Raw genomic sequence first — 19,401 nt, 5'->3', positions numbered from 1 at the left:
ATCACGCCAGCCCCAGCGCGAACACCCCGAAGCCCGCCGCGAGCAGTCCCACGACTGCCCGGCGGGTTTTCGTCGTCCGGGTCCAGGGGGACTCGAAGACGCGGGTGAAGCGGGCGGTCGCGGCGAGGATCACGCCGAAGGCCGGTAGCCAGGCGATCCGCTCGAAGATCCAGGCGAGGGTGTCGGGAGTGGTGGTCAGGCCGGGGACATGGCCGGCGGAGGAGGCCGGGACCGCGGCGGCGAGCATCGCGAGCTGGTGCCAGCACAGGATCGTCATCGCGGAGAGGTTGACGATGACGACCGGGGCCCAGAGGGCGGGCCGCTTCAGGACCTTGGCGATCTTGTCGCGGAGGAGGATCGCCGCACCGGACTGGGCGGCTACCAGGGCGAGTACGAGCAGCGACGGCGGATGGGAGTTGGTACGGATCTCGCCGGGGACGCCGACCATCGACGCCGGGTAGTGGAACAGGGTGAGGAGGGTGGCGAAGAGCGCGGTGCCGGCGACGAGGAGGACGGCCCCGGCCCGCTTGGAGACCTTCTTCTCGCCCCAGGAGACGCCGAGTTGGTACGCGAAGAGCCAGCCCGGAAGGATGTTGATCAGCGACAGCCAGGACGGCATCGCGTCGGCGAAGGGCCCGTAACGGAGGAAGTCGACGGCGGCGACCACGGCGAGCAGCGGTGCGGCGGCCCAGGCGCCGAGGGTGCGGGCGGCGCGGATGCAGTACGGGGTGAGGGCGGTGACGGCCGCGTACACGCCCACGAACCAGAGGGGTTGGACGACCAGGGTCGCCCCGGTGTGCAGGGTGGTGGCGGGCACCCCGAGTCCGTACAGGACAGGGAACATCGCCGCGCAGACGGCGGTCACGCCGAGGACCGGGCGGCCGAGGCGGGCCAGCCGGCCCTTGATCCACTGGGTGGTGGTGCCGGTGTGGCGGCGGAAGGACAGCACGGATGCGTAGCCGCCGACCAGGAAGAAGATGCCGAGCATCTGCAGCACCCAGCTCAGCGGCGCGAAGAAGCCGAAGGCGGAGAGCGGGCTGGCGTTGTGGAGCGCGCCGGAGGAGTCGAGGGTGAAGCCGCCGAGCAGCCAGTGGCCGACCGGGACGGCGAGGAGGGCGAGGGCGCGGAGGCCGTCGACGGCGCGGTCGCGGTGGGAGGGGGTGCGGTCCTCGATCTTCTGGACGAGGCTCGTCTTCGTCTTCAGCTTCATCAGATCTCCCCGAGCGCGATGGCGGCGAAGGTACGGAGGGAGTCCGTGCCCGGGGTGAAGTAGCCGGTGTGGCCCTTGGCGTCGTGCGCCGGGACGGTACGGGCGCCGAAGGCGGGGGAGGTGGGGTCCTCGCCGTGGCCGAGGCCCGCGATCTCGACGTTCGGTACGTCGTCGATCCAGTCGGTGGAGTCCTTGGCGGCCCAGACGCGGGCGTCGGTGTGCAGGTCTTCGACGGTGTCGGCGTGCATGCCGGGGGAGCCGGAGACGACGAGGTCGGAGGCGTAGGGGGTGTCGTGGGCGGCGAGGCCGCAGACGACGGAGCCGTAGCTGTGGCAGAAGAGGACGGGCTCGGGGATGTCGGTGGCCTCAAGGCCTTCGGTGAGGCGGGTCAGCCGGGGTGCGCCGGCTTCGGCGAGGTCGGAGGTGGCGGCGTCGAGGCCGACGCCGACGGGGGTGGTGTAGCCGGCCCAGGCGATGACGGCGGTGTTGTCGTCGGTGGCGGTACGGAGGTTCTTCGCCATGGTGGCGGTGGTCGAGAAGTGGGTGGCGTCGGTGTCCGCGCCGGGGACGAGGACGGAGACGTGGGCGGCGGTGGTGAGGTCGCCGTAGACCTCGGCGACCTGGCCGCGGCCGCGGGGGTCGAAGGCGAGGATCTGGTGGCCGGGGGCGGCGAGGTCCTGGTAGCGCGGGTCGGCTTGCTGGAGGGCGAGGTGGTTGGCCTCGTAGCGGAGGGGGACGGGGGCGCCGTCGAGGTTGCCGACGGTGAGGGGGTGGCGGTGGGCGAGCTGTTGCTGCTGCTCGGCCGTCAACGTGCGGAAGAAATGGGCGACTTGGGCGGGGGTGGAGTCGGTGGGGTCCGGAAGCGCTCGGCCGAGGGAATCGTCGGCGAGCCAGGCGGCGGTTCCGGGTGGAGGCCCGGTGAGGGCGTGCTGGGAATCGGCGGAGGCCCAGCCGGCGGTACCGGCGACGACGGTGGTGATGAGCGCGGCGGTGAACAGGGTGCGGTGGTAGCGGCTCATGGGGGTCGACTCCTCGTCCGTGGCGGCTGCTGACGGAGAGGAAGGTAGGAAGGGGGTGGGGGTGGGGGCGTCACACCGGGGGGCCAAGTCTGGGGTGCTACTGAGGTAGGGGGTGGAGGAGGCTTTCCCCGATCCCGGCTGGTTTTGCGCCTAAACCGGCGCCGCTCTCGCGGAGGTGGCCGACGTGGGTGGGGGTTGCTCAATGGCTGCTTGCGGTCCGTTCGGATGCGACACCGGGGCAAATCAAGCCCGCACCCGCAGATCCAAGCCCACCTCAGACAAATCAAGCCCGTCAAGGGGGTCCCCCCTGCTCGAGCGAAGCCGAGAGCTTGGGGGAGATTGAGGACACGCGGCCGAAGGTCGCGTACGGGGGCGCAGGGGGCGAAGCCCCCGCAAAGGCGGGGTCCGGGGCGCGCAGCCCCGGCCCACCCCACCCCCGTCAGGGGGTCTGGGGCGCAGCCCCAGTTTCGGGAAGGGGCGGGGTGGGGGAGAAGCCCCCGCCTAAGCCCCCGGCGCGACCAGCCCCGACTCGTACGCGAAGATCACCATCTGCGCCCGGTCCCGAAGCCCCAGCTTCCCCAGCACCCGCCCGATGTGCGTCTTCACGGTCTGCTCGGCCAGCACCAATCGCCCCGCGATCTCCTGGTTCGAAAGCCCCTTCGCGATCAGCTCCAGGACCTCCGTCTCCCTCGGCGTCAGCCCGTTCAGCCGCAGCGCCGGATCCCTCCGTACGACCGGCCGCTGCGCCGCGAAGTCCGCGATCAGCCGCCGTGTCACCGACGGCGCGAGCAGTGCGTCCCCGGCCGCCACCACCCGTACCGCCGCGATCAGATCCGCCGGCGGCGCGTCCTTCAGCAGGAAGCCCGACGCCCCCGCGCGCAGCGCCTCGTACACGTAGTCGTCCACATCAAAAGTCGTCAGCATCAGCACTTTCGGCCGGTGCACGACCCCCACCGGCGGGTCCAGGATCTCCCTGGCAGCCGCAAGCCCGTCCAACTCCGGCATGCGTACGTCCATGAGCACCACGTCCGGATGCGTGGACCGTGCGACCGCCACCCCCTGCCGCCCGTCCGGCGCCTCGCCGACCACGTCGATGTCGGCCTGCGCGGCGAGCAGCGCGGCGAAGCCCGCCCGGACCATCGCCTGGTCGTCCACGATGATCACGCGGATGGGGGCAGGGGCAGCTCTGGTCACTTCACGTCCTCCGAGGCCGAATAGTCGAGCGGCAGCCGGGCAGCGACCCGGAACCCGCCGTCGGGCAGCGGACCGGTGTCCAGGGTTCCGCCGGTCAACCGTACGCGTTCACGCATGCCCACCAGTCCATGTCCCGTCCCGGTCGCCTCCAGCGGCGAACTCGGCGCCTCGGAAGGCCCGTTGACCACCACGACCATCAGATACGCACCGTCCGAGACCACCGACACCCGCGTCTGAGCCCCCGGCGCATGCCGCACCACATTGGCCAGCGCCTCCTGCACGATCCGGTACGCGGAGAGGTCCACGGCGGGCGGCAGAACCCCCAGATCCGCCGGCAGCGACAGCTCCGCCGGCACCCCGGCCCGAACCGTCGCCTCGACCAGCTGCTGCGCCCGCGCGATCCCCGGCTGCGGCGCCCGCTCGCCCTCCGTACCGTCGTTGCGCAGCACGACGAGCAGCCGCCGCATCTCCGACAGCGACTCGCGCGCGCTCGACGCGATCGACCCGAACTCCTCGGCGGCCTCCGCCGACAGCCCGGTCAGCCGGTACGGGGCGGAGTCGGCCTGGACCGTGATCACCGACATGTGGTGGGCGACCACGTCGTGCAGCTCCCGTGCGATACGGGCCCGCTCCTCGAGCAGCGTCCGCTGTGCCCGCTCGGCCTCGCTGAGCGTCTGGACCTCGGCGAGGCGCCGCTGGGCCTCGCCGCGCTCGCGGACCGCGCCGCCGATGACCAACACCACCGCGGACAGGATGAACATCAGCAGGTTGGTGCCGCCGTTGTGGTCGGGGAAGCCGAGCGCCAGGCCCAGACACACCGCCCCCGTGACCAGCAGCACCCCGATGAGGGTCTGCCGCTTCTCGCGCAGCGAGATCGCGAGCACCAGGAAGAGATAGCCGACGATGGTGGGTGCGGGCCAGGGCCAGGCGTCGTCCGTGCCGGGGCGGGCAGCGAGCACCAGCGCTCCGGCGACATCGGCGGGCAGCACGATCCACCAGGCCTGGAGCGGCCGGTGCGCCAGCATCAGCAGCGGGGCGGACTGGGCGACGGCGAGGGCCCCGGCGAGCGCACCCGGCACACCGTACGAACCGGTCAGGACCGTGATGGTCACCGGGAGGAGAACGAGGGCGAGCGCGAGCACGACGACGTACGGCAGCAACCGCTGCCAGCGCTTGGGGGAGTCGGCGAAGACCGGCGTCGGCGGATGCGAGGGGTGCGTGATCCCGTGGCCGATGGCGCGCAGCGTGGGTGAGGGAGTCATGGGGTTTCAAAATAAGCCCGTCCGGCGCCGCGCACCCCTACAGCTCGGCCAGCAGCTCGGCCTTCTTCGCGCTGAACTCCTCGTCCGTCACCAGCCCCGCCCGGTGCAGCTCACCGAGGTGCCGTATCCGGTCCGCGACGGCGGCGGGGTCGCGCAGCGCCGCGCCCACGGCGGGCACCGCGGCGCCCACCGCACCGCGCGCGGCCCCCAGGACGGCGGCGGCGAAGGGCAGCGACTCGTGCACGGGGCCGTAGCCGAGGCCGAAGACGACGGCCGAGGGGTCCTGATCGGCGGGGGCCGGCTGCGCGCCGTTCGCGTCGCGCGGCAGCAGCCGCAGATAGCCCTCGAAGAGTTCGGGGGAGCGCCACTCGACCCCGGCGAGCTCGCGGACCGCGAAACTCTGGTCGCCCGCCTTCCACTTGGCGGACGAGGCGCCCGTCCAGAACCACCGGAAGGCGACCTTCGAGCCGTCGAAGGTCGCCTTGCCGTCGTACGCCTTGAAGTGCAGCGGGGCCTGCGGAGGCTCCACCAGGAACCGGTCGGAGGGCTGTTTCGCCTCGGGTGTGAGGACGGAGGCGAGCTCGTCCGCGTAGTACTCGGCGAGCGTCTCGCGCTCGGCCGGAAGCACCAGCCGGTACGGGTCGCAGGCCTCCTTGAGCTGGCCCGAAGCAGCTTCCATCAGCGGATCGGCGCCCTGCCGCACCGTCGCGTGCAGCACCACCGTCCCGCGCTTGCCCGGCGCGAGCGACACCGACTCCAGCGCCTCGTACGGGATGCGCCGCTCGCCCAGCGCCTGGAAGAGCTTCGGCGTGCGGATCCCCCGTTCGAAACGGATGAGCACGGCGTCCGGCTCGAACTCCCAGGTGGCATGATTTCCGGCCAGCACATCACCCATGGGGCTCATCGTAGGCGGCGTGCGCCCGCGCGTCGCCCCTGTGAGCCGCCTATGAATTGCAGGCACTCCGACCGTCCGCACAGCTCACTTCCTGGTACGAACCGACCCCGATGGCGGCGAAGTTGCTGAGGCTGGCCGTTCCGGGCGTGAAATATCCGGTGTGCCCGATCGCGCCCTTGGCCGACATCACGCGCGCCCCGAAGGCCGGATCCACCGGATCCTGGCCATGTCCGAGCCCGCCGACGTCCAGGTGGGGGACGTCCTGGATCCAGTCGTCACGGTCGCGCATCGCCCACACCGTGGCGTTGGTGTCCAACTCCGACACCTTCTCGGCGCGCATGCCGGGGCTGCCCGCCACGGCCACATCGCTCACCCGGGAGGGGAGCTCGCGTGCGGCGACTCCGCAGAGCACGGATCCGTAGCTGTGGCAGAAGAGCTCGACCGGGGTGGATCCCGGCAGGGCGGTCACGAGGCCGTTGAGACGGACCGCGCCGTCCTCGGCGAGCCGCCCGATGGCCGCGTCGACGCCGATGCCGACGGGCGCGGTGTAGTCGGCCCAGGCGATGACGGCGGTGCGGGTCGTCGGGGAGGCCGACTGCTCGGCCGCGTAGAGCGACTTGGCCATGCCGACCGGCGCGGAGTAGGGGCGCCAGCTCTTCTCGAAGGTGAGTGCCGTGGTGTCGACGCCGGGGACGACGATCGAGACGCGCTGCGCCTGGTCCAGATCGCCGTAGACCTCGGCGACCCGGCCGCTGCCCGCGGGGTCGAAGGCGAGGATCTGGCGGTCGCGGGAGGCGAGGGCGCCGAAGCGGTTCATCCGGTTCGAGGCGTCCTTGCGACCGTCGGGCGAGAGCTCCGGGTCGTGGACGCGGCGTTCCTCGACCGTGACCGCCTGGTTCAGCGCGACGCGGTTGGCCTGATAACGCAGCGTCACCGGAGCGCCGTTCAGATTTCCCACGACCAGCGGATAGCGGTCGGCGAGACGGGTCCGCTCGGTGGCGGTCAGCGACGCGAAGAAATGCGCGAGCCGCTGCGGCCGGGCGTCCGGGTCGGGCAGGTCGAGACCGTCGATGGAGCCCCGGCTCCATGCGGCAAGAGCTGCCAGACGTGGCTGGCCATCGCTCTTGTGCTGGCGCACGGCGGTCCAGCCGGTGGTCGCCAGCATCACGAACACCACCGCGAGCGCGAGCAGTGCGCGCCAGGCGGTGAGGGTGGGGGAGGAGTCGAAGGAAGTCACTGCGACCCACCCTAGGAGACATAACCGTTACCTTGTGACGAGAGTGAGGCAGATCACGTTTCGTAGCGGGAATGTGCGCGGGTGATTACGCTCCGCGTGCGCCGGGTGTGGGCGAGTTACGCCAGTTTCCGGCCAATGCCGGTCCGATATGGGCGAGATGGGTCACGGTCAGTTCGCGGATCGCCTCCACACTCACGTCCTGCCCCTGCCCCCAGATGCGGCCGGTCAGCCGCATCACACCGGTGTACGCGGCGACGGCGACACGCGGCCGCGGATCGGTGTTCACATCAAGGCCCTCGCGCTCGGCGATGAGTTGGGCGACCTGCTCCTCCAACTCGGCGGACTGGCGCAGATGGGCGGCGAGCAGAGCCGGGGTCGACTCGATCATCTGGTGCGTCCGCATATGGAGCTCGATCGGGATTACGGCCTCGATCGCCTCGCCGATGGAGTCCCAGGAAGCGAGCACCGCTCGGTTCATCGCCTCGAAGGGGCTCTCCTCCGCCGGCCGCTCGCGCAGCGCCGCCAGGAACTGCGACTCCGCGAGGCGCTGTACGGAGAGGGCGGCTTCCTCCTTGTTGGCGAAGTAGCGGAAGAAGGTGCGCTGGGAGACCTCGACGGCCTCGGCGATCTCGTCGACGGTCGTCTGCTCGTAGCCCTGGGTGGTGAAGAGTTCGAGTGCGGCGCGCAGGAGGGCGTCGCGGGTGCGCTGCTTCTTGAGCTCGCGCAGTCCGGGCCGCAGCATCTGCGCCGTCTCCTCCACCAGGGCCTCGTTTCTCCGCTTTGTCCAGCTCAGCCTACCTGTGAGCCATCTGACACGGGCTGACGTGTGGAATACTCTGTCAACTGTCAGCGGCTGACACTAGCCTCACGTTCATGACTAGTCAGACCACTGTCGAAAAGGCTCTGCAGGACGACGCTGCGGTGCCACCGGCCAAGGGGCTCCGCGGCCACCCCTGGCTGACCCTGATATCCGTCGCCATCGGCGTGATGATGGTCGCGCTCGACGGCACGATCGTCGCGATCGCCAACCCCGTCATCCAGAGCGACCTGCACGCCACGTTCGCCCAGGTGCAGTGGATCACCAACGGCTACTTCCTGGCCCTCGCCGTCACCCTTATTACGGCGGGCAAGCTCGGTGACCGTTTCGGCCACCGGCAGACCTTCCTCATCGGCGTGACCGGCTTCGCCGCCGCCTCGGGGGCCATCGGCTTCTCCAACAGCGTCACCCTGGTCGTCACCTTCCGCGTGCTCCAGGGCCTGTTCGGCGCCCTGTTGATGCCCGCCGCGCTCGGACTGCTGCGCGCGACCTTCCCCGCCGAGAAGCTGAACATGGCCATCGGCATCTGGGGCATGGTCATCGGCGCCTCCACCGCCGGCGGCCCGATCCTCGGCGGATACCTGGTCCAGAACCACGGCTGGGCCTCCGTCTTCTTCATCAATGTGCCGGTCGGTGTGATCGCGCTCGTCATCGGCATCGTGATCCTCCGGGACCACCGCGCCGAGAACGCCCCCAAGTCCTTCGACATCCTGGGCATCGCGCTGCTCTCGGCCGCCATGTTCTGCCTGGTCTGGGCGCTCATCAAGGCGCCGGCCTGGGGCTGGGGCGACGCCAAGGTCTGGATCTTCCTGGGCGTCTCCGTGGCGGCCTTCCTGCTCTTCGGCTTCTGGGAGACGAAGGTCAAGGAACCGCTCATCCCGCTGACGCTGTTCCGTTCCGTACCGCTCACCGCGGGCACGATCCTGATGGTGCTGATGGCCATCGCCTTCATGGGCGGGCTCTTCTTCGTCACCTTCTATCTGCAGAACGTGCACGGCATGACCCCGGTCAAGGCGGGTCTGCACCTCCTCCCGCTCACCGGCATGATGATCGTCGGCTCCCCACTGGCGGGCGCGATGATCACCAAGGTCGGACCGCGGATCCCGCTCGCGGGCGGCATGGCGCTCACGGCCGTCGCGATGTACGGAATGTCCACGCTGGCCACCGACACCAGCAGCACGCTCATGTCGGTCTGGTTCGCGATGCTCGGCCTCGGTCTCGCACCGGTCATGGTCGGCGCCACCGAAGTCATCGTCGGCAACGCCCCGATGGAGCTCTCCGGGGTGGCGGGCGGACTCCAGCAGGCCGCGATGCAGATCGGCGGATCCCTCGGTACGGCCGTGCTCGGCGCGGTCATGGCCTCCAAGGTCGACAGCGACCTCGCGGGCAACTGGGCGAACGCGGGCCTGCCGCCGCTCAAGGGCGACCAGCTCGACCAGGCCTCCCAGGCCGTCCAGGTCGGCATGGGCCCGGTGCCGCCGGGCACCCCGGCCGCGCTGGCCGACAAGATCAACGCGGTGGCCCACGACACCTTCATCTCGGGCATGGGCCTGGCCTGCCTCGTCGCCTGCGGCGTCGCGGCGGTCGCGGTCTTCGTCGCGCTGCTGACCAAGCGCGGTGCGAACGCCGAGGCGGGTGCGGGCGCGGCCCACATCTGACGTCAACCCCGCGCCTCGTACAGCCCCGCCGGACACCTCCGGCGGGGCTGTCGCCTATCCGGGTGATCCGCGCCGACGGGTCTTCCGTCGGTACGTACTCCCAGGTCAGCGTGGTGCAACTGATCCGCACCACACGGGGGTTGATTTCTGATGCGTACGACCGTCATCGCCGCGGCCGCCCTGGCCGCCACTGTCCTGGCTCCTTGCGCACCCGGCCAGCTCTGCCTCTGGGGCAAGCCCGACTTCAAGGGCGGCCGCCAGACGTACGAGCTCGCCACGACCGACATCGACAGCTGTATCCCGCTCCCGCCGGGCACCACGGTCCAGGGCCTGGCCAACCGCATGGGCCGGCCCGTCACGACCTATCAGTCGGCGGAGTGCGCGGAGACGGGCGAGTTCCAGACGTACCCGGGCGACGGCACCTGGGTCCCCCAATCTCCGTACCTCGTCCGGGCCTTCAAGGTCTGGGAGCGCTGAGGGCGGGTACGCGAGGGGTGAGCCCGAATCGGCAACCTGAAAGGGAGTGATGATGACGGGCTACGGAAACTCCTCGCGTACGCGCAAGCGCCCTGGTTCACGCAGCCGCATGGGGTCGCGAGTGGGGTCTCCCCTGCTCGAGCGAAGCCGAGAGCTTGGGGAACGGCCGGACAGCGCGTCGCTCGGAATCATCGGCCTGGTCTGCGCGAGGCCGGTCGGCCAGGGGACCCCGGGCAACGGCCTCTTCTAGCGCACCGGTTGATCGGCGGCGGTGTCTGTCTGCGAGGGCAGTGCCGCCGCCGACAGCTGCCGGACCTCGGCCCGCAGCGAGACGACCTCCGCCGTCAGTGCCTCGATCGCGGCCGTCTGGCGGCGCTCCTGCTCGTCGTCCTTGTTGAAGCGTGAGATGAACCAGGCGGCGATGTTCGCGGTCACCACACCCAGCAGCGCTATCCCCGAGAGCATCAGCCCGACCGCGATGATGCGGCCGAGGCCGGTGGTGGGCGCGTGGTCCCCGTAACCGACCGTCGTCATCGTCGTGAAGGACCACCACAGCGCGTCGCCCAGCGTCTTGATGTTCCCGCGCGGGGCGCCCCGTTCGGCCTGCAGCACGGCGAGCGAACCGAACATCAGCAGCCCCACCACCGCGCCCCCGACATACGTCGTGAGCTGTATCTGCGGGGCCATCCTGGCCCGCCGCCCCACCAGGGTCAGCGTCGAGACCAGCCGCAGCAGCCGGAGCGGCTGGGCGAGCGGGAGCAGGACCGCGATCAGGTCCAGCCAGTGGGTGCGTACGAAGAACGCCCGGTCCGGGGTGAGCGCGAGCCGCACCAGATAGTCGACCGCGAAGGACGCCCACACCACCCATTCGGTGACCGAACAGAGCGTGCGGACCCAGGAGTCGGCGTCGGGCGCGACGATCGGGACCGAGTACGCGAGGGCGAAAGCCACGGCCAGCGCGAGCAGTGGCCACTGGGTGTGCCGCTCCCACCGCATCTGTGCTGGTTGCTGCTTCATGGAACGCATCGTAAGGAACGCGCCAAGAACACGGGAAGGCGGCGGGACCGTTGCCGGGTCCCGCCGCCTTCCCGTTCCGCGATGCGTGCTGAGCGACTACGCGTCGCCGCCCGCGGCCCCCGGGTCGGCCGAGGCCACGTCCAGGAGCTGGTAGCGGTCCACGGCCTGCTTCAGCAGCGAGCGGTCGACCTTGCCCTCCTTGGCGAGCTCGGTGAGCACCGCCAGGACCACCGACTGGGCGTCGATGTGGAAGAAGCGGCGGGCCGCTCCCCGGGTGTCGGCGAAGCCGAAACCGTCGGCGCCCAGCGACTGGTAGGTCCCCGGCACCCAGCGCGAGATCTGGTCCGGCACGGACCGCATCCAGTCGGAGACGGCCACGAACGGGCCCTCCGCGCCGGCCAGCTTCTGCGTGACGTACGGGACGCGCTGCTCCTCCTCCGGGTGGAGCAGGTTGTGCCGCTCGACCTCGACGGCCTCGCGCCGCAGCTCGTTCCAGGAGGTCGCGGACCAGACGTCGGCCTTGACGTTCCACTCCTCGGCGAGGATCCGCTGGGCCTCGACGGCCCACGGCACCGCGACGCCCGACGCCATGATCTGGGCCGAAATCGCGCCCTGCTCACCGGACTTGAAGCGGTAGATGCCCTTGAGGATGCCGTCCACGTCGACGTCCGCCGGCTCGGCCGGGTGCTGGATCGGCTCGTTGTAGACGGTGAGGTAGTAGAAGACGTCTTCGCTGTCGGGGCCGTACATCCGGCGCAGACCGTCCTTGACGATGTGCGCGATCTCGTACCCGAAGGCCGGGTCGTAGGCGACACAGCCCGGGTTGGTCGAGGCGAGCAGCTGCGAGTGCCCGTCGGCGTGCTGCAGACCCTCACCGGTCAGAGTCGTACGACCGGCGGTCGCACCCAGCACAAAACCGCGCGCCAACTGGTCGGCCATCTGCCAGAACTGGTCACCGGTGCGCTGGAAACCGAACATCGAGTAGAAGACGTAGACCGGGATCAGCGGCTCGCCGTGCGTCGCGTACGCGGACCCGGCCGCGATCAGCGAAGCCGTGCAGCCCGCCTCGGAGATGCCGTCGTGCAGCATCTGACCGGTCGGCGACTCCTTGTAGGCGAGGAGCAGTTCACGGTCGACGGCCTCGTACTGCTGACCCAGCGGGTTGTAGATCTTCGCGCTCGGGAAGAACGCGTCCATGCCGAAGGTGCGGTACTCGTCGGGCGCGATCAGCACGAACCGGCGGCCGATCTCCTTGTCCCGCATGAGGTCCTTCAGCACACGGACGAACGCCATGGTCGTGGCGATCGACTGCTGTCCCGACCCCTTCTTCGCGGTCGCGTATGCCTTGTCGTCGGGCAGCGCGAGCGGCTTGGAGCGGACGACACGCGTCGGCACGTACCCGCCCAGCGAGTTGCGCCGGTCGTGCATGTACTGGATCTCTTCGGAGTCGCGACCCGGGTGGTAGTACGGCGGGTAGCCCTCGTCCAGCTGCTGGTCCGTGATCGGGATGTGCAGCCGGTCGCGGAAGCGCTTGAGGTCCTCGGTGGTGAGCTTCTTCATCTGGTGGGTCGCGTTGCGGCCCTCGAAGTTCGGCCCCAGCGTCCAGCCCTTGACGGTCTGGGCGAGGATCACGGTCGGCTGGCCCTTGTGCGCCTTGGCCGCCGCGTACGCCGCGTAGACCTTCTTGTGGTCGTGACCGCCGCGCCCCAGGTGCAGGATCTGCTCGTCGGTCATGTTCTCGACCATGCCGCGCAGCCGGTGGTCGTCGCCGAAGAAGTGCTCGCGGATGTACGAGCCGGTCTCGGTCGCGTACGTCTGGAACTGGCCGTCCGGGGTCGTGTTGAGCTTGTTGACCAGGATGCCGTCGCGGTCCTGCGCGAGCAGCGGGTCCCAGCTCCGGTCCCAGACCAGCTTGATGACGTTCCAGCCGGCGCCGCGGAACTGCGACTCCAGCTCCTGGATGATCTTGCCGTTGCCGCGGACAGGGCCGTCGAGGCGCTGCAGGTTGCAGTTGACGACGAAGGTGAGGTTGTCGAGGCCCTCTCGAGCGGCGATGGAGAGCTGGCCGAGCGACTCCGGCTCGTCCATCTCGCCGTCGCCGAGGTAGGCCCAGACGTGCGACTTGGAGGTGTCGGCGATGCCGCGCGCCTCCATGTAGCGGTTCATCCGCGCCTGGTAGATCGCACCGAGCGGGCCGAGGCCCATCGAGACGGTCGGGAACTCCCAGAAGTCCGGCATGAGGCGCGGGTGCGGGTACGAGGAGAGCCCGTACGGCGCCTTGGACTTCTCCTGGCGGAACGCGTCCAACTGCTGCTCGCTGAGGCGGTCGAGCAGGAACGCGCGGGCGTAGATGCCCGGCGACGCGTGGCCCTGGAAGAAGATCTGGTCGCCGCCGTCGCCCTCGTCCTTGCCGCGGAAGAAGTGGTTGAAGCCCACGTCGTAGAGCGAGGCGGAGGACGCGAAGGTGGCGATGTGGCCGCCGACCCCGATGCCGGGGCGCTGGGCGCGCGAGACCATGACGGCCGCGTTCCAGCGGGTCGCGTTGAGGACCTTGCGCTCGATCTCCTCGTTGCCGGGGAAGAACGGCTCGTCCTTGGTGGCGATCGTGTTCACGTAGTCCGTGCTGCGCATCTCGGGCACGGCCACGCGCTTCTCACGGGCGCGCTCGATCAGGCGGAGCATCAGATAGCGGGCACGCTCACGGCCCCGCTCGTCGACGGCGGCGTCGAGGGAGTCCAGCCATTCCTGGGTCTCTTCTGGATCGAAGTCCGGGACCTGGCTGGGAAGGCCGCCAATGATGATCGGGTTGCGATCGGATCCGGAAGCCACGCTGTTCCTTCGCTGTTGGTGGTGCGTCTACAGGGACGTCTGCGGAGCAGAACCGCTTCCATCGTGGACCGCCCCGGCGCAAACGTCATCTCTACCGAGAGGTAACCACTGCACGGGAGGGAGTTCGACCAAATCGCAACCTTACGCCCATCTCGTGCACGCGTTCCCGGCCGGCTTTCCGGCCCGGCGGGGACGCTGACGGTGCATTCAAGCCGCGGATGGTCACAAACCCGGACCAACCGTGTGTGATGAATCACCAGGAGGGGTCCGGACCTGCCAGGAGTTGGGGTGAGGTGCCTGGAAACGTCACCGTTTCGGCGGTCTCGGCGGCCGGGTACTTGCGCGATCGGTCCCGCCCGTGTGGACTACGGCCAACGCCCCGCGCACGCGCGTGGCTGAAGCATTTCCCGAAAAACGATCAGGAGGCAATCCGTGAGCGCGACCGCGGACCACGCGGAGGAGCGGACCAACCCGGCATCACGCCTGGGGTTCGAGCCCGGACAGGTGGTCCAGGAGATCGGCTACGACGACGACGTCGAGCAGGAACTCCGTGAGGGCATTGAGGCCATTACCGGCCAGGATCTCGTCGACGAGGAATACGACGACGTCGCTGACGTCGTCGTGCTCTGGTTCAGGGACGAGGACGGCGACCTTACGGACGCGCTGGTTGACGCCATCGGTCTGATCGAAGAGGGCGGCGCGGTCTGGCTGATGACTCCGAAGACAGGCCGAGACGGCTATGTCGAGCCGAGCGACATCAACGAGGCCTCGCAGACCGCAGGCCTTGCCCAGACCAAGAGCGTCAGCGCCGGCAAGGACTGGACGGGCAGCCGTCTGGTCACCCCGAAGGCGGCGAGGTCCAAGCGCTGAGCCACCACCGGCTCCGCGAGGACTCCGTACAGACGAAAGCAAAGGCCCCCACCGACCCCGGTCGGTGGGGGCCCTTTGCGTAGGCTGGGCGCCACCTGAACGGCGCAAACAGAGGGAAGGCGTTTCCATGGCGATCGAGGTCGGCACCAAAGCCCCGGAATTCGAGCTGAAGGACAACCACGGCCGGACCGTGAAGCTCGCCGACTTCCGGGGCGAGAAGAACGTGGTGCTGCTCTTCTACCCCTTCGCTTTCACCGGCGTGTGCACGGGCGAGCTGTGCGCGCTCCGTGACGAGCTGCCGCAGTTCGTCAACGACGACGTGCAGCTCCTCGCCGTCTCCAACGACTCCATCCACACCCTGCGGGTCTTCGCCGAGCAGGAGGGGCTCGAATACCCCCTCGTGTCGGACTTCTGGCCGCACGGCGAGGTCAGCCGCGCGTACGGCGTCTTCGACGAGGACAAGGGGTGCGCGGTGCGCGGCACCTTCATCATCGACAAGGAGGGCGTCGTCCGCTGGAGCGTCGTCAACGCTCTGCCGGACGCGCGTGACCTGAACGAGTACGTCAAGGCACTCGAGGTCCTTTGACCTACCCCCTCCGTCAAGAGTCTGCCGTGGCCGGGAACCGGTCACTAGGATCGATTCGTTGATCCGATGCCAACGCAATTGCACCAACTGTGGCAACACATCTAGGGAGGACTCGTGGGAGTCAGCCTCAGCAAGGGCGGCAACGTCTCGCTGACCAAGGCCGCGCCCAACCTGACCGCGGTCATCGTCGGTCTCGGATGGGACGCGCGCACCACCACCGGAGGCGACTTCGACCTCGACGCCAGCGCACTGCTGACGAACGAAGCGGGCAAGGTCGCCAACGACTCGAACTTCGTCTTCTTCAACAACCTCAAGAGCCCCGACGGCTCCGTCGAGCACACCGGTGACAACCTCACCGGTGAGGGCGAGGGCGACGACGAGGTCATCAAGGTGAACCTCGCCGGGGTCCCCGCCGACGTCGCCAAGATCGTCTTCCCGGTCTCGATCTACGAGGCCGAGAGCCGCCAGCAGAGCTTCGGCCAGGTCCGCAACGCGTACATCCGCGTCGTGAACCAGGCCGACAACACCGAGCTGGCGCGGTACGACCTCAGCGAGGACGCCTCGACGGAGACCGCGATGGTCTTCGGCGAGCTGTACCGCAACGGCGCGGAGTGGAAGTTCCGTGCCATCGGACAGGGGTATGCCTCGGGCCTGCGCGGGATCGCCCAGGACTTCGGCGTCAACGTCTAGCAGGGTCTTCACCACCGTCCGGCGCCGCACACGACCAGTGCGGCGCCGGACGCGCTCGACAACCGTCTTCGTACCTCGGGGAGGACCCAAGACCATGGGCGTCACGCTCGCCAAGGGAGGCAATGTCTCCCTCTCCAAGGCCGCACCCAACCTCACGCAAGTACTGGTCGGGCTCGGCTGGGACGCACGCTCCACCACCGGAGCCGACTTCGACCTCGACGCCAGCGCGCTGCTGTGCCAGTCGGGCCGGGTCCTCGGCGACGAGTGGTTCATCTTCTACAACCAACTCACCAGTCCTGACGGCTCGGTGGAGCACACGGGTGACAACCTCACCGGTGAGGGCGAGGGCGACGACGAGTCGATCCTGGTGAACCTCTCCGAGGTCCCCGCGCACTGCGACAAGATCGTCTTCCCGGTCTCGATCCATGACGCGGACAACCGGGGCCAGACCTTCGGCCAGGTCAGCAATGCGTTCATCCGCGTCGTGAACCAGGCGGACGGCCAGGAACTCGCCCGGTACGACTTGAGCGAGGACGCCTCGTCGGAGACCGCGATGATCTTCGGTGAGCTCTACCGTTACGGCGGCGAATGGAAGTTCCGTGCCGTGGGGCAGGGGTACGCGTCCGGACTCCGGGGCATCGCTCTAGACTTCGGGGTCAACGTTTCGTAAAGCCTTATCAATGGGGTAGCCAGTGATTCTGAAAACCTTCGGCTGGTCGTTCGCGATCACCGCGATCGGCCTGGCCTTGGGGGTGCTCTACGACGGCTGGACGGCGTTCGGCGTCGTCGCCATCCTGGCGGTCCTCGAGGTCTCGCTGTCGTTCGACAACGCGGTGATCAACGCCGGAATCCTGAAGAAGATGAATGCCTTCTGGCAGCGCATCTTCCTCACGGTCGGCGTGCTGATCGCCGTCTTCGGCATGCGGCTGGTGTTCCCCGTCGTCATCGTCGCCATCAGTGCCAAGCTCGGCCCCATCGAGGCGGTCAGGCTCGCGCTGAACGACAAGGACCGGTACCAGCAGCTGGTCACCGACGCGCACCCGTCCATCGCGGCCTTCGGCGGCATGTTCCTGCTGATGATCTTCCTCGACTTCATCTTCGAGGACCGGGACATCAAGTGGCTCTCCTGGCTGGAGCGCCCGCTCGCCAAGCTCGGCAAGGTCGACATGCTGTCGGTCTGCATCGCGATGATCGTGCTGCTCGTCTCCGCGTTCACGGTCGCCACCCACGCCCACCAGCACGGCGGCGTCCATGTGGACAAGGCATCAACGGTGCTGATCTCCGGACTCTCCGGTCTGATCACGTACCTCATCGTCGGCGGTCTCTCAGGCTTCTTCGAGAACCGTCTCGAGGAAGAGGAGGAGCGCGAGCACGAGGCCCAGGAAGCGGCCGAGAAGAGCGGCAGCGCCGTCCCTGCTGTCCTCATGGCCGGCAAGGCCGCGTTCTTCATGTTCCTCTACCTCGAGGTCCTCGACGCGTCCTTCTCCTTCGACGGGGTCATCGGCGCCTTCGCCATCACCAACGACATCGTGCTGATGGCGCTCGGCCTGGGCATCGGCGCCATGTACGTACGTTCGCTGACGGTCTACCTGGTCCGCCAGGGCACCCTCGACGACTACGTCTACCTGGAGCACGGCGCGCACTACGCGATCGGCGCGCTCGCCGTGATCCTGCTCGTCACCATCCAGTACGAGATCAACGAGGTCATCACCGGCCTCGTCGGCGTCGTCCTGATCGCCTGGTCGTTCTGGTCGTCGGTGCGCCGCAACAAGCGCATCGCCGCGGAGGGCGGCGGGGATTTTAGCGAACAGCAAGAAGTCTCGTCCGGGGTGTGACCCGGACCTGATTGCGGAACGCTCTGAGCGGGGCGGCTTCGAGGCGCACAGCCTCCGGGCCGCCCCGCCGGTCTGTGCGGGGACACGAGAGATCTGGGGGTGGGCGATGGCCTTCTGGGACAGCCTGAAGCGGGAGAACCATCCGCACTACGAGTCGGGCAGCGCGGCGTCCAACTCCATCGAGCTGACGAAGCGCAATCCGTCGGTGTCGCTCACCAAGCAGGGGGCGACGACCGGCAACCTGCGCATCAACCTGTCGTGGCGGATGCGCACGTCGGACATCGGCGGCAGGTCGCGGGGGAGCGGCAGCCTGCTGCGGCACCCCTTCAAGATGTTCCAGCCCGACGTCGTCCAGGCGCACACCCAGGGCGTCGTCAACGTCGACCTGGACCTGGGCTGCCTCTACGAGCTGCAGGACGGCGCGAAGGGCGTGGTGCAGCCGCTGGGCAGCCTCTTCGGGGATCTGAACGCGGCGCCGTACGTCCAGCTGAGCGGCGACGACCGGTTCGGCTCCCCGTCGGGCGAGACGATCTTCGTCAACCTCGACCACCGCGACGAGATCAAGCGGCTGCTCGTCTTCGTCTACATCTACGACCAGACCCCGGCCTTCGACCGTACGCACGCCGTGGTGACGCTCTACCCGAGCAACGGGCCGCGGATCGAGATCCAGCTGGAGGAGCGGGCCCCCGAGGCGCGCTCCTGCGCGGTCGTCTCCATCGAGAACATCAAGGGCGACATGGTCGTACGCCGCGAGGTGAAGTTCGTCTACGGCTTCCAGGCCGAGCTGGACCGGCTGTACGGATGGGGGCTGCAGTGGGGCCGGGGCTACAAGGCCAAGATCTGACCCGGCGCTAGCGCGGCAGGAACTGCGGCCCCATCGGCGGCAGCCGGAAGTTCGGGTCGGGTGCGAAGGCGGCGGTCGCGGCCGGCTGCGGGTAGCCGTACGCGGCCTGGGTCGTCGCCGACTGCGGATAGCCGTACGCGGAGGCGGGCGACACGGTCTGGGGGTAGCCGTAGGCGGGAGGGGCCTGCGGCTGCGGGGGCACCGGTGCGGGCTGCGGTGTCGCCTCGGGCTCCGGCTGGGGCTCCGTCTCGTCGACCGAGATGCCGAACGCCGTCGCCAGACCGATCAGCCCGGTGGGATAGCCCTGACCCACCGCACGGAACTTCCAGGTGTCCCCGCGCCGGTAGAGCTCGCCGCAGATGATCGCCGTCTCCTCGCCGGTCTCCGGCTTCACCTCGAACACGGCGAGGGGCTGAGCCTCGCCGCCGCCGGCGGCCGCCGCGTCGTACAAGAGGATCTGCAGGTCCCGTACGGACTGGAACGGCACGTCGTGGTCGGTCGACGCGGCGAGCACCACCTGGTCGACCGAGGGGTCGAGCCGGGCCAGGTCCACCTCGACGGTGTCGGTGCGGCCTCCGGTGACCACCTTCTTGGGGAGCCTGCGGACCAGGCCCGAGGGGTGACGCGGCTGGTTGTAGAAGATGAAGTCCTCGTCGGAACGCACGCGGCCGTCGGTGCCGAGCAGCAGCGCCGAGGCGTCCACGTCGTGGCCGTCGGGGCCCGGCGCCCAGCGGATCACGGCGCGCACGGCCGTGGCGTCCAGCGGGATGTTCGAGCCCTTCAGCATCGCGTGCGTCATGTCCGTCATCCTGCCTCCCGGGGCCGCGCCCGTACAACGCGGGGTGTGCCGGGGGTCCGGGGGTCGTCCCCCGGGAAAGCACAGCACATACGTTCAGTACATGGTGCGGAGACGGACGAGTTACCTGAATTTCACGCACTTGAGGAACTCTTGACGTCGCTG

At 69.1% G+C, this 19,401-nt stretch carries 18 protein-coding genes; 8 read left to right on the top strand and 10 right to left on the bottom strand.

The genetic code is table 11. From position 1 onward, the window contains the following. Window position 1 precedes the first annotated feature (1 nt). The 7 genes from OG707_RS10545 to OG707_RS10515 form a co-directional block, all read right to left on the bottom strand. Window positions 2-1,210: an acyltransferase family protein gene (locus OG707_RS10545; RefSeq protein ID WP_329116784.1), complete on the bottom strand. Its 1,209-nt coding sequence runs from the start codon at window positions 1,208-1,210 to the stop codon at window positions 2-4. After that, complete coding sequence (locus OG707_RS10540; RefSeq protein WP_329116782.1) at window positions 1,210-2,229, bottom strand: alpha/beta hydrolase; 1,020 nt, start codon at window positions 2,227-2,229, stop codon at window positions 1,210-1,212. The genes OG707_RS10545 and OG707_RS10540 overlap by 1 nt, the downstream gene beginning before the upstream one ends. A gap of 501 nt (window positions 2,230-2,730) precedes the next feature. Next, window positions 2,731-3,423, bottom strand: a complete 693-nt coding sequence (locus OG707_RS10535) for a response regulator transcription factor (protein ID WP_329116780.1) — start codon at window positions 3,421-3,423, stop codon at window positions 2,731-2,733. Then, window positions 3,420-4,685 (bottom strand): sensor histidine kinase, encoded by a 1,266-nt coding sequence (locus tag OG707_RS10530; RefSeq protein WP_329116778.1) that lies wholly within the window; start codon window positions 4,683-4,685, stop codon window positions 3,420-3,422. The genes OG707_RS10535 and OG707_RS10530 overlap by 4 nt, the downstream gene beginning before the upstream one ends. Window positions 4,686-4,722: 37 nt before the next feature. After that, entirely contained in the window at window positions 4,723-5,580 is an 858-nt protein-coding gene (locus OG707_RS10525; protein ID WP_329116775.1) for a DUF4429 domain-containing protein, read from the bottom strand. A gap of 49 nt (window positions 5,581-5,629) precedes the next feature. Continuing rightward, the gene (locus OG707_RS10520) at window positions 5,630-6,817 is read right to left on the bottom strand and encodes an alpha/beta hydrolase (protein ID WP_329116772.1); all 1,188 of its coding nucleotides are present in this window, start codon (window positions 6,815-6,817) and stop codon (window positions 5,630-5,632) included. Window positions 6,818-6,902: 85 nt separating this feature from the next. After that, the gene (locus tag OG707_RS10515; RefSeq protein ID WP_329127717.1) at window positions 6,903-7,559 is read right to left on the bottom strand and encodes a TetR family transcriptional regulator; all 657 of its coding nucleotides are present in this window, start codon (window positions 7,557-7,559) and stop codon (window positions 6,903-6,905) included. Between the two features lie 131 nt (window positions 7,560-7,690). On the opposite strand from OG707_RS10515, the gene OG707_RS10510 reads away from it, so the two are divergent. Together OG707_RS10510 and OG707_RS10505 are read left to right on the top strand one after the other, a co-directional pair. Beyond that, window positions 7,691-9,292, top strand: coding sequence for an MFS transporter (locus OG707_RS10510; protein ID WP_329116770.1), 1,602 nt, complete (start codon window positions 7,691-7,693; stop codon window positions 9,290-9,292). 150 nt (window positions 9,293-9,442) lie between these two features. Beyond that, window positions 9,443-9,769, top strand: coding sequence for a peptidase inhibitor family I36 protein (locus OG707_RS10505; protein ID WP_329116768.1), 327 nt, complete (start codon window positions 9,443-9,445; stop codon window positions 9,767-9,769). Window positions 9,770-10,015: 246 nt separating this feature from the next. Here the strand turns inward: OG707_RS10505 and OG707_RS10500 are convergent, their stop codons facing one another. Both OG707_RS10500 and aceE read right to left on the bottom strand, forming a co-directional pair. Further along, window positions 10,016-10,786, bottom strand: a complete 771-nt coding sequence (locus OG707_RS10500; protein ID WP_329116766.1) for a potassium channel family protein — start codon at window positions 10,784-10,786, stop codon at window positions 10,016-10,018. 96 nt (window positions 10,787-10,882) lie between these two features. Then, window positions 10,883-13,615 (bottom strand): pyruvate dehydrogenase (acetyl-transferring), homodimeric type, encoded by a 2,733-nt coding sequence (gene aceE / locus OG707_RS10495; protein WP_329116763.1) that lies wholly within the window; start codon window positions 13,613-13,615, stop codon window positions 10,883-10,885. 432 nt (window positions 13,616-14,047) lie between these two features. Here aceE and OG707_RS10490 point away from each other — a divergent pair, with 432 nt between their 5' ends. The 6 genes from OG707_RS10490 (at window position 14,048) to OG707_RS10465 (ending at window position 18,440) form a co-directional block, all read left to right on the top strand. Beyond that, on the top strand, window positions 14,048-14,485 hold the full coding sequence (locus tag OG707_RS10490) for a DUF3052 domain-containing protein (RefSeq protein ID WP_329116761.1): 438 nt from the start codon (window positions 14,048-14,050) through the stop codon (window positions 14,483-14,485). Window positions 14,486-14,612: 127 nt separating this feature from the next. After that, a complete protein-coding gene (locus OG707_RS10485; protein WP_329116759.1) occupies window positions 14,613-15,071 on the top strand; it encodes a peroxiredoxin in 459 nt (152 codons plus the stop codon). Window positions 15,072-15,185: 114 nt separating this feature from the next. Then, complete coding sequence (locus OG707_RS10480) at window positions 15,186-15,761, top strand: TerD family protein (protein ID WP_329116757.1); 576 nt, start codon at window positions 15,186-15,188, stop codon at window positions 15,759-15,761. A 94-nt stretch (window positions 15,762-15,855) separates the two neighbouring features. Continuing rightward, entirely contained in the window at window positions 15,856-16,431 is a 576-nt protein-coding gene (locus tag OG707_RS10475; RefSeq protein ID WP_329116755.1) for a TerD family protein, read from the top strand. 22 nt (window positions 16,432-16,453) lie between these two features. Further along, window positions 16,454-17,596, top strand: a complete 1,143-nt coding sequence (locus OG707_RS10470) for a DUF475 domain-containing protein (protein ID WP_329116753.1) — start codon at window positions 16,454-16,456, stop codon at window positions 17,594-17,596. A gap of 106 nt (window positions 17,597-17,702) precedes the next feature. Further along, window positions 17,703-18,440, top strand: coding sequence for a TerD family protein (locus tag OG707_RS10465; RefSeq protein ID WP_329116751.1), 738 nt, complete (start codon window positions 17,703-17,705; stop codon window positions 18,438-18,440). A gap of 7 nt (window positions 18,441-18,447) precedes the next feature. Here OG707_RS10465 and OG707_RS10460 read toward each other — a convergent pair whose 3' ends face one another. Further along, window positions 18,448-19,248 (bottom strand): TerD family protein, encoded by an 801-nt coding sequence (locus OG707_RS10460; protein ID WP_329116745.1) that lies wholly within the window; start codon window positions 19,246-19,248, stop codon window positions 18,448-18,450. Between the last annotated feature and the right edge of the window lie 153 nt (window positions 19,249-19,401).

Source organism: Streptomyces sp. NBC_01465 (assembly GCF_036227325.1).
Lineage (GTDB): Bacteria > Actinomycetota > Actinomycetes > Streptomycetales > Streptomycetaceae > Streptomyces.
Note: the sequence above shows the minus strand (reverse complement) of the source record. Positions and strands in the feature narration are given on the sequence as shown.

Excerpts from the sequence above, each read along its gene's own strand:
- OG707_RS10545 (WP_329116784.1), bottom strand. The coding sequence starts at position 1,210 with ATGAAGCTGAAGACGAAGACGAGCCTCGTCCAGAAGATCGAGGACCGC.
- OG707_RS10540 (WP_329116782.1), bottom strand. The coding sequence starts at position 2,229 with ATGAGCCGCTACCACCGCACCCTGTTCACCGCCGCGCTCATCACCACC.
- OG707_RS10530 (WP_329116778.1), bottom strand. The coding sequence starts at position 4,685 with ATGACTCCCTCACCCACGCTGCGCGCCATCGGCCACGGGATCACGCAC.
- OG707_RS10525 (WP_329116775.1), bottom strand. The coding sequence starts at position 5,580 with ATGGGTGATGTGCTGGCCGGAAATCATGCCACCTGGGAGTTCGAGCCG.
- OG707_RS10515 (WP_329127717.1), bottom strand. The coding sequence starts at position 7,559 with ATGCTGCGGCCCGGACTGCGCGAGCTCAAGAAGCAGCGCACCCGCGAC.
- OG707_RS10510 (WP_329116770.1), top strand. The coding sequence starts at position 7,691 with ATGACTAGTCAGACCACTGTCGAAAAGGCTCTGCAGGACGACGCTGCG.
- OG707_RS10505 (WP_329116768.1), top strand. The coding sequence starts at position 9,443 with ATGCGTACGACCGTCATCGCCGCGGCCGCCCTGGCCGCCACTGTCCTG.
- OG707_RS10500 (WP_329116766.1), bottom strand. The coding sequence starts at position 10,786 with ATGAAGCAGCAACCAGCACAGATGCGGTGGGAGCGGCACACCCAGTGG.
- OG707_RS10485 (WP_329116759.1), top strand. The coding sequence starts at position 14,613 with ATGGCGATCGAGGTCGGCACCAAAGCCCCGGAATTCGAGCTGAAGGAC.
- OG707_RS10475 (WP_329116755.1), top strand. The coding sequence starts at position 15,856 with ATGGGCGTCACGCTCGCCAAGGGAGGCAATGTCTCCCTCTCCAAGGCC.
- OG707_RS10465 (WP_329116751.1), top strand. The coding sequence starts at position 17,703 with ATGGCCTTCTGGGACAGCCTGAAGCGGGAGAACCATCCGCACTACGAG.
- OG707_RS10460 (WP_329116745.1), bottom strand. The coding sequence starts at position 19,248 with ATGACGGACATGACGCACGCGATGCTGAAGGGCTCGAACATCCCGCTG.